The following is a 14,863-nucleotide window of genomic DNA, read 5'->3' on the forward strand; positions in this document are numbered from 1 at the left end:
GGGTTGTGGCGCTTCGTAAAGTGCGGCTCTTTTGTATGCGGCCGGGGTTCGCCCCGGCCGTTTCGTGTAGGCAGATGGGGAAGACAACGTGAAACCGGTGAAAGTGGGCATCTGTGGGCTGGGGACCGTCGGTGGCGGCACCTTCAACGTACTCAAACGCAACGCCGAGGAGATCGCCCGCCGTGCCGGGCGTGGAATCGAAGTCGCGCAGATTGCCGCCCGTCGCCCCAACCCGAAGTGTGAAACCGGTGCCACCCCCATCACCGCCGACATCTTCGACGTGGCGAACAACCCGGACATCGACGTGGTCATCGAGCTGATCGGCGGCTACACCCTGGCCCACGAACTGGTGCTCAAGGCCATCGACAACGGCAAGCACGTGGTCACCGCCAACAAGGCGCTGATCGCCGTGCACGGCAACGAGATCTTCGCCAAGGCCCGCGAGAAGGGCGTGATCGTCGCCTTCGAGGCCGCCGTGGCCGGCGGCATCCCGGTGATCAAGGCGATCCGCGAGGGCCTGGCTGGCAACCGCATCAACTGGCTGGCCGGCATCATCAACGGCACCGGCAACTTCATCCTCTCCGAGATGCGCGAGAAGGGCCGCGCCTTCGCCGACGTGCTCAAGGAAGCCCAGGCGCTGGGCTACGCCGAGGCCGACCCGACCTTCGACGTGGAAGGCATCGACGCCGCCCACAAGCTGACCATCCTGGCGTCCATCGCCTTCGGCATCCCGCTGCAGTTCGACAAGGCCTACACCGAGGGCATCAGCAAGCTGACCAGCGCCGACGTGAACTACGCCGAGGCCCTGGGCTACCGCATCAAGCACCTGGGCGTGGCGCGCCGCACCGACGCCGGCATCGAGCTGCGCGTGCACCCGACCCTGATCCCGGACGACCGCCTGATCGCCAACGTCAACGGCGTGATGAACGCGGTGATGGTCAACGGCGACGCCGCTGGCAGCACCCTGTTCTACGGCGCTGGCGCCGGCATGGAGCCGACCGCGTCGTCCGTGGTGGCCGACCTGGTCGACGTGGTCCGCGCGCTGACCACCGACCCGACCAACCGCGTGCCGCACCTGGCCTTCCAGCCGGATTCGCTGTCCGATCACCCGATCCTGCCGATCGCCGAGTGCGAGAGCGCCTACTACCTGCGCATCCAGGCCAAGGACCGCCCGGGCGTGCTGGCCCAGGTGGCGAGCATCCTGTCCGAGCGTGGCATCAACATCGAATCGATCATGCAGAAGGAGGCCGAGGAGCACGACGGCCTGGTTCCGATGATCCTGGTCACCCACCGTGTCGTCGAGGCACGCATCGACGACGCCATCGCCGCCCTCGAGGGGCTGGCCGACGTGGTCGGCAACGTCGTGCGCATCCGCGTCGAGCAACTGGTCTGAGGTAGAGAGTCATGCGTTATATCAGCACCCGCGGCCAGGCCCCGGCCCTCAATTTCGAAGACGTCCTGCTGGCCGGCCTGGCCAGCGATGGCGGCCTGTACGTTCCGGAGAACCTGCCGCGCTTCACCGTCGAGGAGATCGCCTCCTGGGCCGGCCTGCCGTACCACGAGCTGGCCTTCCGGGTGATGCGCCCGTTCGTCGCCAGTAGCATCGCCGATGCCGACTTCAAGAAGATCCTCGAAGACACCTACGGCGTGTTCGCCCACAACGCCGTGGCGCCGCTGCGCCAGCTCAACGGCAACGAGTGGGTGCTGGAGCTGTTCCACGGCCCGACCCTGGCGTTCAAGGACTTCGCCCTGCAACTGCTCGGTCGCCTGCTCGACCACGTGCTGAGCAAGCGCGGCGAGCGCGTGGTGATCATGGGCGCCACCAGCGGCGACACCGGCTCGGCGGCCATCGAGGGCTGCAAGGCCTGCGAGCACGTCGACATCTTCATCATGCACCCGCACAACCGGGTGTCCGAGGTGCAGCGCCGGCAGATGACCACCATCCTCGGCGAGAACATCCACAACATCGCCATCGAGGGTAACTTCGACGACTGCCAGGAGATGGTCAAGGCCAGCTTCGCCGACCAGGGCTTCCTCAAGGGCACCCGCCTGGTGGCGGTCAACTCGATCAACTGGGCGCGGATCATGGCCCAGATCGTCTACTACTTCCACGCCGCACTGCAGCTGGGCGGCCCGGCCCGTTCCGTGGCCTTCTCGGTGCCGACCGGCAACTTCGGCGACATCTTCGCCGGCTACCTGGCGCGCAACATGGGCCTGCCGATCAGCCAGCTGATCGTGGCGACCAACCGCAACGACATCCTGCACCGCTTCATGAGCGGCAACCAGTATGTGAAGGGCGACCTGCACCCGACGCTGTCGCCGTCGATGGACATCATGGTGTCGTCCAACTTCGAGCGCCTGCTGTTCGACCTGCACGGCCGTAACGGCGCCGCCATCGCCGGGCTGATGGACACCTTCAAGCAGGGCGGCGGCTTCAGCGTCGAGGAAGACCGCTGGACCGAGGCGCGCAAGCTGTTCGACTCCCTGGCGGTGAACGACGAGCAGACCTGCGAGACCATCACCGAGGTGTACAAGGAGTGCGGCGAGCTGCTCGACCCGCACACCGCCATCGGTGTGCGCGCGGCGCGCGAGTGCCGGCGCAGCCTGGCCATCCCGATGGTCACCCTGGGCACCGCGCACCCGGTCAAGTTCCCGGAAGCGGTGGAGAAGGCCGGCATCGACGCGGTTCCGGCGCTTCCGCCGCACCTGGCCGACCTGTTCCAGCGCGACGAGCGCTGCACCGTGCTGGCCAACGACCTGAAGACCGTGCAGCAGTTCGTCGCCGCCCACGGCAATCGCGGCAAACCGCTCTGATCGGCTGGCCGTGACCGAAGCCCCGCCTCGTGCGGGGCTTTTTGTTGTTGAGCGGCATGTGCTTCGTAGGGTGCGCCGTGCGCACCGTTGGGCCGGTTCGTAGCCTGGATGAAATCCGGGGATGCGGTGTCTGGCCGATTACCGAGCGTTCGGACACTTCTGGTTTCGCCCACCCGGGCGACTCACTTTTCTTTGTTTGCGCAAAGAAAAGTAAGCAAAAGAAAGCGCACCCCGGCATCCGGCCCTTCGCTTCGCGAAGGGTTCCCTCCTTCCGGCGCCGCTCCGGGGGCCGGCTTGCAAGGGCCATCCATGGCCCTTCAAGCCTCTCGCCGCATCCCTGCGGCTCGTCCCCCTGCGCGACACCTCCACTCGGCCTCCTGACGGGGACTCCGGCTCCGAGCTGCCTGATGACTTCCTGCCGCTGCGCGGGCTGAGCTTCTATTTCCGGGGTGATTGAGGGATTTGTAGCGTCCCCGTGTAGTAGCCAGCTGTTACCCTGAGGGCGGCGAAGTGGCGCAGACTGCCGTCACATCCACCGAGGAGGCCCTGCCATGACGGCGAAGAAGATTCTGATGCTGGTCGGCGATTACGTCGAAGACTACGAGACCATGGTGCCGTTCCAGGCCCTGCAGATGGTCGGCCATACGGTGCATGCCGTGTGCCCCGACAAGAGTGCCGGGCAGACCGTGCGCACCGCCATCCACGATTTCGAGGGCGACCAGACCTACAGCGAGAAGCCGGGGCATAACTTCGCCCTCAACTTCGATTTTGCCAAGGCCCGCGCCGAGGACTACGACGGCCTGCTGATCCCCGGTGGCCGTGCCCCCGAGTACCTGCGCCTGAACGCCGAGGTGATCGCCCTGGTACAGGCCTTCGCCAAGGCCGGCAAGCCGATCGCCGCCGTGTGCCACGGCGCCCAGCTGCTGGCCGCCGCCGACGTGCTCAAGGGCCGTGGCTGCAGCGCCTACCCGGCCTGCGCGCCGGAAGTGCGGCTGGCCGGTGGCGAATACGTGGAAGTGCCGATGGACGGCGTGCACGTGGACGGCAACCTGGTCACCGCCCCGGCCTGGCCGGCGCATCCGGCCTGGTTGGCGGCGTTCCTGAAAGTCCTGGGCTAAATAAACAAGAGAGAATCTCGCGAGCTAGAGGCAGGCAAGGCGAGAAGGGGCGAGGGCGCGGAGTTTACGAAAGGTAAATGAGCAGCCCGAGCCCCTTCTCAACACAGCCTGGCCGACGCGCAGCAGATTCGGGAGCAATGAGATGTGCGAGTTGTATGTGAAGGCTGACCCGATCCTCTACGAATCGCGCTCGCGCTCTCTGCGCATCCGCGGGGTGGTCACCACCCTGCGCCTGGAGAACCAGTTCTGGGACATCCTGCGCGAGATCGCCGAGGTGGACGGCATGACCACCAACCAGCTGATCACCAAGCTGTACGACGAGGTCATGGAGTACCGCGGGGAGGTGGTCAACTTCGCCTCCTTCCTGCGGGTCAGCTGTACCCGCTTCCTGGCGCAGCGACCGCAGCAGCAGGGCGCCGAGGTGCTCAGCCTGGTGCAATCGCGCTAGAAGGGCTTGTCGGCGTTCGACGTAGGGTGCGCTGTGCGCACCGAGCGCGCATAGCATCATCGGTGCGCGCAGCGCACCCTACGGTAGGGCCTCAGTGCTTGCGCGGCACCGGCTTGAGCAATTCTTCCGGCGGCATCTCGCAGTTGATCTTGCGGCCCAGCAGTTCTTCGATCGGCGGCAGGGCGAAGGCATCGTCCTCGCCGGCGAAGCTGATCGAAGTGCCGCTGGCACCGGCGCGGCCGGTGCGGCCGATGCGGTGCACGTAGTCGTCTGGCACTTCCGGCAGGGTGAAGTTGATCACGTGGCTGATGCCGTCGACATGGATGCCGCGGCCGGCCACGTCGGTGGCGACCATCACGCGGATCTTGCCCTCGCGGAAGCCTTCCAGGGTCTTGATCCGCTTGTGCTGCGGCACATCGCCGGACATCTGCGCGGCGCTCACGCCGTCGCGGATCAGCTTCTCCTCGATGCGCCGCACTTCGTCGCGGCGGTTGGCGAACACCATCACCCGCTGCCAGTCGTTCTGCGTCACCAGGTTGTACAGCAGCTTGTACTTGTCCTTGCTGGACACGGCGTAGACGTGCTGCTCGACGGTGTCGCTGGCGACGTTCTCCGGCTCGATCTCGACGATGGCCGGGTTCACCGTCCACTGCCGTGCCAGGTTCATCACATCCTCGGTGAAGGTCGCGGAGAACAGCAGGGTCTGGCGGTCGCCCTTCATCGGGGTCTGGCGGATGATCTGGCGGACCTGGGGGATGAAGCCCATGTCGAGCATGCGATCGGCCTCGTCCAGCACCATCACCTCGACCATGTCCAAGTGCACCTCGCCGCGCTGGTTGAAGTCCAGCAGGCGGCCGGGGGTGGCGACCAGGATGTCGCAGTAGCGCGATTCCAGCTGCTTGAGCTGCTTGTCGAAGTCCATGCCGCCGACGAAGCTCATCACGTTGAGGCCGGTGTACTTGGTCAGGGCCTCGGCGTCCTTGGCGATCTGCACCACCAGCTCGCGGGTCGGCGCGATCACCAGCGCGCGCGGCTCGCCCATGTAGCGCTCTTTCGGCGGCGTGGTCTGCAGCAGCTGGGTGATGGTCGAGACCAGGAAGGCGGCGGTCTTGCCGGTGCCGGTCTGGGCGCGGCCGATGGCGTCCTTGCCCTTGAGGGTGTGACCGAGCACCTGGGCCTGGATCGGCGTGCAGTAGGGGAAGCCCAGGTCGTGGATGGCGTGCATCAGCTCCGGCGCCAGGCGGAAGTCGTGGAAGCGGGTCTTGCCTTCCTGCGGCTCGACCACGAAGTCTTCCAGTTTCCAGGTGTCCACCGGCTTGGCCGGGCGCTCGCGGCGCGGCTTGTCGGCGCGCGGCTTCCTGGCGTCCTTGGCCGGCCTGGCCTCGCTGGCCTGCTTCGGTTGGTTTTGGCGCGGGCCGGCCTGGGGGGCGGGGGCGCTGGGAGTGCTGGCGGGGATGCTGCTGGCGGGCTGTTCGGCATCGCCCTTGCTGAAGATTTTCTTGAGTGCTTTGAGCACGGCCGTCTCGTATTGGTCAAGGAATGAACGGCCGCCAGTGTAAAGCAAGATGCCCGCACGGCGAAGTGCCGCGCGGGCGGGCCGTCGTTCAATCGGGCAGGTTGGCCAGCAGCAGGTCGCGCACGTTGCCGCCCATGATCGCGGCGATGTCGGCGTCGCCGAAGCCGGCGCGCTGCAGGCCCTCGGTGATCTGCGCCAGGCCGGTGGTGTCGAACGGCGCGCGGATGGTGCCGTTGAAGTCCGAGCCCAGGGCCACGTGGGCGACGCCGACCTTGTCCACGGCGTAGCGGATGGCGCGGACGATGGCGCCGACGTTGGTCTCGCAGACCGCCGCGTCCCAGTAGCCGATGCCGATCACCCCGCCGCCGGCGGCGATGCGCCGCAGATGGTCGTCGGTGAGGTTGCGCGGCCCGGGGCAGGTGCCGGCCACGCCGGTGTGGGAGACCAGCACCGGCCGGGTGGCGACGGCGAGCACGTCGTCGATCAACGGCTTGGAGGCATGGGCCAGGTCGACCAGCATGCGCTTCTCTTCCAGGCGGGCGATCACCTGGCGGCCCAGCGGGGTCAGCCCGCTCTTTTCCAGGCCATGGGCCGAGCCGCCCACCTCGTTGTCGAAGAAGTGGGTCAGCCCTGCGATGCGGAAACCGGCGTCGTACAGGCGGTCGACGTTCTCCAGCTTGCCCTCGATCGGGTGCAGGCCCTCGGTGGCCAGGATGGCGGCCACCCGCCGCGGGTCGCGCCGCCAGTCCTCCAGGTAGCGGCCCAGCTCGCCGCGACTGCTGATAAGCACCAGTTGCCCGTCGCTGGCGGCGGCCGCCTGCTTCAGCTTGCCGGCCTGGTACAGGGCGCGCTGGAGCAGGCTGTCCCAGGTCGCCCGGGGCCAGCGCTGGGCCATGGCGAGCAGGGTGATGTTGTCGCTGTCGGCGCCGTTGCGTTCGTAGTTGATGCCGCGGGGCGTCTTGGTGACGGTGGAGAACACCTGCAGGCCGACGCGTCCTTCCAGCAGCCGTGGCAGGTCGGAATGGCCGTAGCCGTGGCGCTCCAGCAGGTCGCGCTGCCAGAGCAGGGCGTCGTCGTGCAGGTCGGCGACGAACAGGGTCTGGTGCAGCTTCTCGGCCTTGTCGCTGGCGGGGTAGGGCGCCGGTGTCGCCACGCCGTTCATCTGGCGGTCGAGCAGGGTGGGCAGGGTGAAGAAGATTCCCGCGCCGACGAGCACGAGGATCAGCAGGATGAGCAGCAGCTTGCGCATGTGGGGCATCCGATCGTTGTTGTTATGCGCCGGACTCTAGCAGGACGCTTGCCGACAAGGCGACGGGATGGCGGTTTTGCCGGGTGGTTCGGCGCTGGGGCCGTGTCAGCCGAACAGGCAGTTGCGGCCCTGCTGCTTGGCCTTGTACAGGGCCGCGTCGGCGCGGGCGATGAGGGTTTCCAGGCCGTCCCTCTCCTGCATCTGCGCCATGCCGATGGAGATGGTGACGCCCGGCAGCACGCCCACCGGCGAATAGAAGGAGCCGACCTGTTCCAGGCTCTGGCGCAGCCGCTCGCCGATGGTGCGTGCGTCGCCGGCGTCCAGCTCGGGCAGGAGGATGACGAACTCCTCGCCGCCGTAGCGCACCATGCTGTCCTTCGGCCGCAGCTGGTTGCGCAGGGTATGGGCCACCAGGCACAGGGCGTAGTCGCCGGCCAGGTGGCCGTGCTGGTCGTTGTAGGCCTTGAAGTGGTCGACGTCGAGCATGAGCATGCACAGCGGCTGGCCGTTGAAGGCGCAGCGGGTGCTCTCGCGCTCGTAGACGTGCTCCAGCCAGCGGCGGTTGAAGCAGCCGGTGAGGATGTCGATGTTGGCGTTCTGCTCACTGTCGAGGATCAGCCGGTTGCCCTGGCGCACCCGCTCGCAGAGCAGTTGCAGCAGGTTCTGCATCAGCTCGGGCGACTGCCCGAACAGGCTGACCAGCGATTCGCGGTGCAGGCGCAGGACCCGCGAGGGCTGGGTCGCCACCACGTAGGCCGAGGGCCGTTCGTTGTCGATGAAGCTGATCTCGCCGGCGCAGTCGCCCGAGCGCAGGGTGCTGACCGGCTGGTTGTCCAGCGAGCCGAGGTAGACCTTGAGTTCGCCTTCCAGCAGCAGGTAGAGGTGCTGGTTGCGGTTGAATGGAGACAGCAGGATTTCGCTGCTATCGAGGTCGCAGGCGCAGAATTCGCTCAGGAGCTGCTGCAGGTTGTTGGCCGCGACGTTCTGGAACAGCCGCAGCTGACGAATCTGCCGGAGATCCTGCGGCCAGGGCGCGTTTTTCATCGCGGTAATGAATGTGGCTGGCGGCGGAGGGGCATATCGCGAAAATACTCCCTGTATAGGGCGAACACCTGAATGCGACCATAAGCCCCGCCCCGAGGCTGGCGCAATGCTGGCGCGGAGCGCCGCCGACCAGCGGTCGCAAGCGATGGACGGGCCCTGGAGGCCCGTCAGTCGGTTGACTCGGCAGGCTCTGAATTGCGCCTTCGGACGGAGTTTTGACGCGCTCGTCAGGCCTTCAGCAACTGCTTGAGCCAGGCGCCGATGTCCTGGATTTCCTCGAGCATCACTTCGTGGCCCATGGAGTATTCGCGCCAGGTGACCGGCACGTCCAGGCGTTCGAGGGCATCGTGGGCGGCGCGGCCCATCTGCAGCGGCACCACCTGGTCCTGGGTACCGTGCAGGCACAGCACTGGCAGGCGGCGCCGGGATTCGTCCAGCTGCAGGTCATCGGCGAAGGTCGGCGCGTAGGTGGACAGCGCCATCAGCCCGCCCAGCGGCCCCTGCCAGCGCAGGAAGGCGGTGTGGTAGACCACCGCGCCGCCCTGGGAGAAGCCCGCCAGCACGATGCGCGCCGGGTCGATGCCGGCGTCGCGCTGCGCTTCGATCAGCTCGATCACGGTCTGCGCCGAGGTTTCCATCTCGTCCATGCTGATCGCGCGGGCCGGGTTCATGGCCAGGATGTCGTACCAGCTCGGCATGGACCAGCCGCCGTTGATGGTCACCGGCCGCGTCGGTGCCTGGGGCAGCACGAAGCGGGTGGTCGTCAGGTGCTGCTGCAGCATCTTGGCCACCGGCTCGAAATCGTAGCGGTCGGCGCCGAGGCCGTGTAACCAGATGACGCAGGAATCTGCCGCGAGTGACGGATCGAGTATCAGGGGTGCTTGCATGTCTGCTCCAATTTGGTGCGCAAGGTCGTTCGTGGAAATCGGACGTCTTCCTGTCGTGGGTGAATCACGTAAGAAGATGTCGCACGGTTAGAACTTCTTCTCTTGACCGGGGCCGGATGGCTTCCGGTTAATGGGATGGTACGAGCTTTGCTTTGTAAAACCGGTCCGGTGGGGGCCGCCTGCAGGCGGAAAACCGGACCCGCTGTATCTCTTTCCCGTAAGACCTACGGAGATGAAAGGCTCATTCGCCGGTCCGCGGAACGGCATCTAGACTCTTTCAGGTTCGAACCCCGGTCGATTGCGCCATGTTGGCGGGATCGAACGTGCCTCACAAGGGTACGGCGGCAGGACCGAGATATGACCAAACAAGAACACTTGGAGGTTTTGATGAAGATGGTGAAATCCACCCTGGCAGTACTGACCACGGCTGCGGTGCTCGGAGTGAGCGGTTTCGCTCATGCCGGTGCGACCCTGGATGCGGTGAAGAAGAAAGGCTTCGTGCAGTGCGGTATCAGCGATGGCTTGCCCGGTTTCTCCTACGCCGACGCCAAGGGTAACTACCTGGGGATCGATGTGGATATCTGCCGTGCCGTCGCTGCCGCCGTGTTCGGCGACGCCTCCAAGGTCAAGTACAGCCCGCTGACCGCCAAGGAGCGCTTCACCGCGCTGCAGTCCGGCGAAGTCGACATGCTGTCGCGCAACACCACCTGGACCAGCTCCCGCGACGCGGCCATGGGCCTGAACTTCACCGGCGTGACCTACTACGACGGTCAGGGCTTCCTGGTGAACAAGAAGCTCGGCGTTTCCAGCGCCAAGGAACTGGACGGCGCCACCGTGTGCATCCAGGCAGGCACCACCACCGAGCTGAACCTGTCCGACTACTTCCGCGCCAATGGCCTGAAGTACACCCCGATCACCTACGATACCTCCGACGAGAGCGCCAAGTCCCTGGAGTCCGGCCGCTGCGACGTGCTGACTTCCGACCAGTCCCAGCTCTACGCCCAGCGCATCAAGCTGGCCGCGCCGGACGAGTACGTGGTGCTGCCGGAAGTGATCTCCAAGGAGCCCCTCGGCCCGGCCGTGCGCCAGGGTGACGAGGAGTGGTTCGACATCGTGCGCTGGAGCCTGTTCGCGCAGCTCAACGCCGAGGAACTGGGCGTGACTTCCGCCAACGTGGAAGAAATGGCCAAGTCCACCAAGAACCCGGACATCGCCCGCCTGCTGGGCGCCGAGGGTGACTTCGGCAAGGATCTCAAGCTGCCGAAGGACTGGGCCGTGAAGATCGTCAAGCAAGTCGGCAACTACGGTGAAATCTTCGACCGCAACGTCGGCGCCGGCAGCGAGCTGAAGATCGAACGTGGCCTCAACGCCCTGTGGAACAAGGGTGGTCTGCAATACGCACCGCCGGTGCGCTGACCGCCATGCCATCGCCCCCTCGCGGGGCGATGGCGCTTCTGATTCCGCAAACTCCGCGCCGCGCATACCGGGCGCGGAGTTTCCATTAGGACTGTTCGCGTTCCGGCTGGCCGGCGCCCGGACGGGTCCCTAGAGGGCTGACATGCAAAATCCTGCCTCCATCCCACGCCCGCGCACATCGGTCTGGACCGATCCGCAGGTGCGTGGCTGGGTCTTCCAGATCATCGCCGTCGTCGCCGTGGTGGCGATCGGCTGGTACCTGTTCCACAACACTCAGACCAACCTGCAGCAACGCGGGATTCTCTCCGGCTTCGGCTTCCTCGAGCAGAGCGCCGGCTTCGGCATCTCCCAGCACCTGATCGACTACACCGAGAGCGACAGCTACGGCCGGGTGTTCGTCATCGGCCTGCTCAACACCCTGCTGGTGTCGGTGATCGGCATCATCCTGGCCACCATCCTCGGCTTCACCCTCGGCGTGGCGCGGCTGTCGCCCAACTGGCTGATCAGCAAGCTGGCCACCGTGTACATCGAGCTGTTCCGCAACATCCCGCCGCTGCTGCAAATCTTCTTCTGGTACTTCGCCATCCTCCAGCCGCTGCCCGGCCCGCGGCAGAGCCTGAACCTGGGCGATACCTTCTTCCTCAGCAACCGCGGCCTGAACATGCCGTCGCCCACCATGGACGCCGGCTTCTGGCCGTTCGCGGTGGCGCTGGCGCTGGCCATCGTCGCCGGCGTCGTGCTGGCGCGCTGGGCCAACAAGCGGCGCATGGCCACCGGCCAGAGCTTCCCCGTGCTGCTCAGCGTGCTGGCGCTGCTGGTGGCGCTGCCGGGGCTGGCGATGCTGGTGTTCGGCAGTCCGTTCCACTGGGAAGTGCCGGAACTCAAGGGCTTCAACTTCCGCGGCGGCTGGGTGGTGATCCCCGAGCTGGTCGCGCTGACCATGGCGCTGAGCATCTACACCGCGGCGTTCATCGCCGAGACCGTGCGCGCCGGCATCAAGGCGGTCAACCACGGCCAGACCGAGGCGGCCCGCTCGCTCGGCCTGCCGGCCGGCAAGACCCTGCGCCTGGTAATCGTGCCGCAGGCCCTGCGCGTGATCATCCCGCCGCTGACCAGCCAGTACCTGAACCTGGTGAAGAACTCGTCCCTGGCGGCCGGCATCGGCTACCCGGACATGGTCTCGCTGTTCGCCGGCACGGTGCTCAACCAGACCGGCCAGGCCATCGAGACCATCGCCATCACCATGAGCGTGTATCTGGCGATCAGCATCAGCATTTCCCTGCTGATGAACTGGTACAACAAGCGCATCGCGCTGATCGAGCGGTAAGGAGAGGCGCATGGAAATCCATCAATTCCGTCCGAGCCTGCCACCACCGCGCATGAGCGTGGGCGTGCTGGGCTGGCTGCGGGGCAACCTGTTCTCCGGCTGGTTCAACACCCTGTTGACCCTGCTGGCCATCTACCTGGTCTGGAAGATCGTGCCGCCGGTGCTCGACTGGGCCATCTTCAGCGCCGACTGGGCCGGCACCACCCGCGCCGACTGCACCGGCGAGGGCGCCTGCTGGGTGTTCGTCAAGGAGCGCTTCAGCCAGTTCATGTACGGCTTCTACCCGGAAGAGCTGCGCTGGCGCGTCGACCTCACCGTGTGGCTGGCGGTGATTGGCGCGGCGCCGCTGTTCGTGCCGATGATGCCGCGCAAGTCGGCCTACGGCCTGGCGTTCCTGGTGGTCTACCCGCTGCTCGCCTTCTGGCTGCTGCACGGCGGCTTCTTCGGTCTGTCCGAAGTGCAGACCAGCCAGTGGGGCGGCCTGATGCTGACCCTGGTGATCGCCGCCGTGGGCATCGCCGGCGCGCTGCCGCTGGGCATCGTGCTGGCCCTGGGCCGGCGCTCGAAGATGCCGGCGATCCGGGTGATCTGCGTGACCTTCATCGAGTTCTGGCGCGGCGTGCCGCTGATCACCGTGCTGTTCATGTCCTCGGTGATGCTGCCGCTGTTCCTGCCCGAGGGCATGAGCTTCGACAAGCTGCTGCGCGCGCTGATCGGGGTGATCCTGTTCCAGTCCGCCTACATCGCCGAGGTGGTGCGCGGCGGCCTGCAGGCCATTCCCAAGGGGCAGTACGAGGCGGCCGCGGCCATGGGCCTGGGCTACTGGCGGATGATGGGCCTGGTGATCCTGCCGCAGGCGCTCAAGCTGGTGATCCCGGGCATCGTCAACACCTTCATCGCGCTGTTCAAGGACACCAGCCTGGTGATCATCATCGGCCTGTTCGACCTGCTCAACAGCATCAAGCGCGCCACCAACGACCCGGCCTGGCTGGGCATGGCCACCGAGGGCTACGTGTTCGCCGCCCTGGTGTTCTGGATCTTCTGTTTCGGCATGTCCCGCTACTCCATGCACCTGGAGCGCAAGCTGGACACCGGCCACAAGCGTTAGGAGTCATCGACCATGACCGAAGTTAAGAAAGAAGCCGCGGCCGAGCCGATCATCCGCCTGCAGGGCGTGAACAAGTGGTACGGCCAGTTCCACGTGCTCAAGGACATCAACCTGGACGTGCAGCCCGGCGAGCGCATCGTGCTCTGCGGGCCGTCCGGCTCGGGCAAGTCCACCACCATCCGCTGCATCAACCGCCTGGAGGAACACCAGCAGGGGCGCATCGTCGTCGACGGCACCGAGCTGACCAACGACCTCAAGCACATCGAGGCGATCCGCAGCGAAGTGGGCATGGTGTTCCAGCACTTCAACCTGTTCCCGCACCTGACCGTGCTGGAGAACTGCACCTTGGCGCCGATCTGGGTGCGCAAGCTGCCCAAGCGTAAGGCCGAGGAGATCGCCATGCACTTCCTCGAGCGAGTGCGCATCCCCGAGCAGGCGCACAAGTACCCGGGCCAGCTCTCCGGCGGCCAGCAGCAGCGTGTGGCGATCGCCCGCGCGCTGTGCATGAAGCCGAAGATCATGCTGTTCGACGAGCCGACCTCGGCGCTCGACCCGGAAATGGTCAAGGAGGTGCTGGACACCATGATCGGCCTGGCCCAGGACGGCATGACCATGCTCTGCGTGACCCACGAGATGGGCTTCGCCCGCACCGTGGCCAACCGGGTGATCTTCATGGACAAGGGCGAGATCGTCGAACAGAACGAGCCCAACACGTTCTTCGACAACCCGCAGAACGAGCGGACCAAGCTGTTCCTCGGCCAGATCCTGCATTAAGCGTTGCACCAGCCCCGGTAGGGTGCGCTGTGCGCACCGACCCGGCGGCGTCGAACCATCCGGTGCGCATAGCGCACCCTACGCGAGGGAGCCTACGGGCTCCTTTTTTCGTGTAGGGCGGGTGCAACCCGCGTGTGAGGAACGGCGCGGGTTTCACCCGCCCTACGGATCGCCCGTGCCTTCAACCCTGGCGCAGGCGCTTGCGCCAGGCGCCCGGGGTTTCCCCGCAGAGCTGCTTGAAGCGCTTGGCGAAGCTGGCGCGGTCGGCGTAGCCGACCTGGGCGGCGACCTGTTCCAGCGAGCGGCCGGGGTGGCGCAGGGCGGTCTGCGCGGCGCTGATGCGCACGCGCTGCAGGTAGTCGTGCGGGGTCAGCCCGGTGGCGGCGCGAAAGCGCCGCAGCAGGGTGCGGGTGGAGCAGTGGGCGCGCGCGGCCAGGCCCGGCAGGTCGATGGGCTCGGCGTGGTGCCGTTGCAGCCAGCGCAGCAGCGGGGCGATCAGCGGGTCGTCCTGGCCGGCGGCCGGCAGCAGCGGGGCGAAGCGCGCCTGGCTGCCACGCTCGCGCTCCACCACCAGGGTGGCGGCCACCCGCTCGGCCAGCCAGTCGCCGCCGTGGCGGGCGATCAGGTGCAGGCACAGGTCCAGCCCGGCCTGGGCGCCGCCGGAGCAGTAGCGGTTGGCGTCCTCGGTGAACAGCTCGTCGATGCGCAGGTCGACCCGCGGGAAATGGCGGCGGAAGGTCTCGGCCAGCGCCCAGTGGGTGGTGGCGCGGCGCCCATCAAGCACGCCGGCGGCGGCCAGCAGGCAGGCGCTGCTGCACAGGCTGGCCAGGCCCTGCTCAGTGGGGCGGCGGGCCAGCCAGGCGAGCAGGACGGCGTTGCCGTCGAGGGTGCGTTGCAGGGCGCTGCCGGTGGCGGGGATCAGCAGCAGGTCGGCGCCTTCGGCCAGGCCCAGGTCGCCGTCCACCCGCAGCTCGGCGTAGCCGCTGCGCACCGGCGCGCCGTCGGCGCTGACCCGCAGCACCTCGAACAGCGCCTCGCCGGCCAGCTGGTTGGCCAGGCGGAAGGCGTCGTCGGCCATGCTCAGGCTGGAGAGCACGGTCTGTGGGCAGGTATAGAGGGCAATGCGCATCATGTGGCGATTATTGACACAAAGTTGTCTTTA

General features: G+C 66.7%; 13 protein-coding genes. 8 read left to right on the plus strand and 5 right to left on the minus strand.

Going from position 1 to position 14,863, the window contains the following annotated elements; translation table 11 throughout:
• Positions 1 to 88 precede the first annotated feature (88 nt).
• The 4 genes from N7640_RS01365 to N7640_RS01380 all read left to right on the plus strand — a co-directional run bounded on the left by N7640_RS01365 (position 89) and on the right by N7640_RS01380 (position 4,380).
• A complete protein-coding gene (locus N7640_RS01365; RefSeq protein ID WP_220815438.1) occupies positions 89 to 1,393 on the plus strand; it encodes a homoserine dehydrogenase in 1,305 nt (434 codons plus the stop codon).
• A gap of 11 nt (positions 1,394 to 1,404) precedes the next feature.
• Positions 1,405 to 2,814: a threonine synthase gene (gene thrC / locus N7640_RS01370; protein WP_279903105.1), complete on the plus strand. Its 1,410-nt coding sequence runs from the start codon at positions 1,405 to 1,407 to the stop codon at positions 2,812 to 2,814.
• Between the two features lie 551 nt (positions 2,815 to 3,365).
• Positions 3,366 to 3,932: a DJ-1/PfpI family protein gene (locus tag N7640_RS01375; RefSeq protein ID WP_279903104.1), complete on the plus strand. Its 567-nt coding sequence runs from the start codon at positions 3,366 to 3,368 to the stop codon at positions 3,930 to 3,932.
• Positions 3,933 to 4,074: 142 nt separating this feature from the next.
• Positions 4,075 to 4,380, plus strand: a complete 306-nt coding sequence (locus tag N7640_RS01380; protein WP_279903103.1) for a ribbon-helix-helix domain-containing protein — start codon at positions 4,075 to 4,077, stop codon at positions 4,378 to 4,380.
• 91 nt (positions 4,381 to 4,471) lie between these two features.
• Here N7640_RS01380 and rhlB read toward each other — a convergent pair whose 3' ends face one another.
• From rhlB to N7640_RS01400, 4 genes are all read right to left on the minus strand, one after another.
• Positions 4,472 to 5,896 (minus strand): ATP-dependent RNA helicase RhlB, encoded by a 1,425-nt coding sequence (gene rhlB / locus N7640_RS01385; RefSeq protein ID WP_279903102.1) that lies wholly within the window; start codon positions 5,894 to 5,896, stop codon positions 4,472 to 4,474.
• 88 nt (positions 5,897 to 5,984) lie between these two features.
• A complete protein-coding gene (locus N7640_RS01390; protein ID WP_279903101.1) occupies positions 5,985 to 7,145 on the minus strand; it encodes a membrane dipeptidase in 1,161 nt (386 codons plus the stop codon).
• A gap of 105 nt (positions 7,146 to 7,250) precedes the next feature.
• Entirely contained in the window at positions 7,251 to 8,189 is a 939-nt protein-coding gene (locus tag N7640_RS01395) for a GGDEF domain-containing protein (RefSeq protein WP_279903100.1), read from the minus strand.
• A 227-nt stretch (positions 8,190 to 8,416) separates the two neighbouring features.
• Positions 8,417 to 9,076: an alpha/beta hydrolase gene (locus N7640_RS01400; protein WP_279903099.1), complete on the minus strand. Its 660-nt coding sequence runs from the start codon at positions 9,074 to 9,076 to the stop codon at positions 8,417 to 8,419.
• 387 nt (positions 9,077 to 9,463) lie between these two features.
• Here N7640_RS01400 and N7640_RS01405 point away from each other — a divergent pair, with 387 nt between their 5' ends.
• From N7640_RS01405 to N7640_RS01420, 4 genes are all read left to right on the plus strand, one after another.
• Positions 9,464 to 10,492: an amino acid ABC transporter substrate-binding protein gene (locus tag N7640_RS01405; RefSeq protein ID WP_220815560.1), complete on the plus strand. Its 1,029-nt coding sequence runs from the start codon at positions 9,464 to 9,466 to the stop codon at positions 10,490 to 10,492.
• Between the two features lie 142 nt (positions 10,493 to 10,634).
• Positions 10,635 to 11,819, plus strand: coding sequence for an amino acid ABC transporter permease (locus N7640_RS01410; RefSeq protein ID WP_279903098.1), 1,185 nt, complete (start codon positions 10,635 to 10,637; stop codon positions 11,817 to 11,819).
• Positions 11,820 to 11,829: 10 nt separating this feature from the next.
• Positions 11,830 to 12,927 (plus strand): amino acid ABC transporter permease, encoded by a 1,098-nt coding sequence (locus N7640_RS01415; protein ID WP_279903097.1) that lies wholly within the window; start codon positions 11,830 to 11,832, stop codon positions 12,925 to 12,927.
• Positions 12,928 to 12,939: 12 nt separating this feature from the next.
• On the plus strand, positions 12,940 to 13,701 hold the full coding sequence (locus N7640_RS01420; RefSeq protein ID WP_220815428.1) for an amino acid ABC transporter ATP-binding protein: 762 nt from the start codon (positions 12,940 to 12,942) through the stop codon (positions 13,699 to 13,701).
• Positions 13,702 to 13,882: 181 nt separating this feature from the next.
• Here the strand turns inward: N7640_RS01420 and N7640_RS01425 are convergent, their stop codons facing one another.
• The gene (locus tag N7640_RS01425; RefSeq protein WP_279906169.1) at positions 13,883 to 14,833 is read right to left on the minus strand and encodes a helix-turn-helix domain-containing protein; all 951 of its coding nucleotides are present in this window, start codon (positions 14,831 to 14,833) and stop codon (positions 13,883 to 13,885) included.
• Positions 14,834 to 14,863 lie beyond the last annotated feature (30 nt).

The sequence above is a fragment of the Pseudomonas sp. GD04015 genome (genome assembly GCF_029837675.1).
GTDB classification, from domain to species: Bacteria; Pseudomonadota; Gammaproteobacteria; order Pseudomonadales; family Pseudomonadaceae; genus Aquipseudomonas; species Aquipseudomonas paralcaligenes.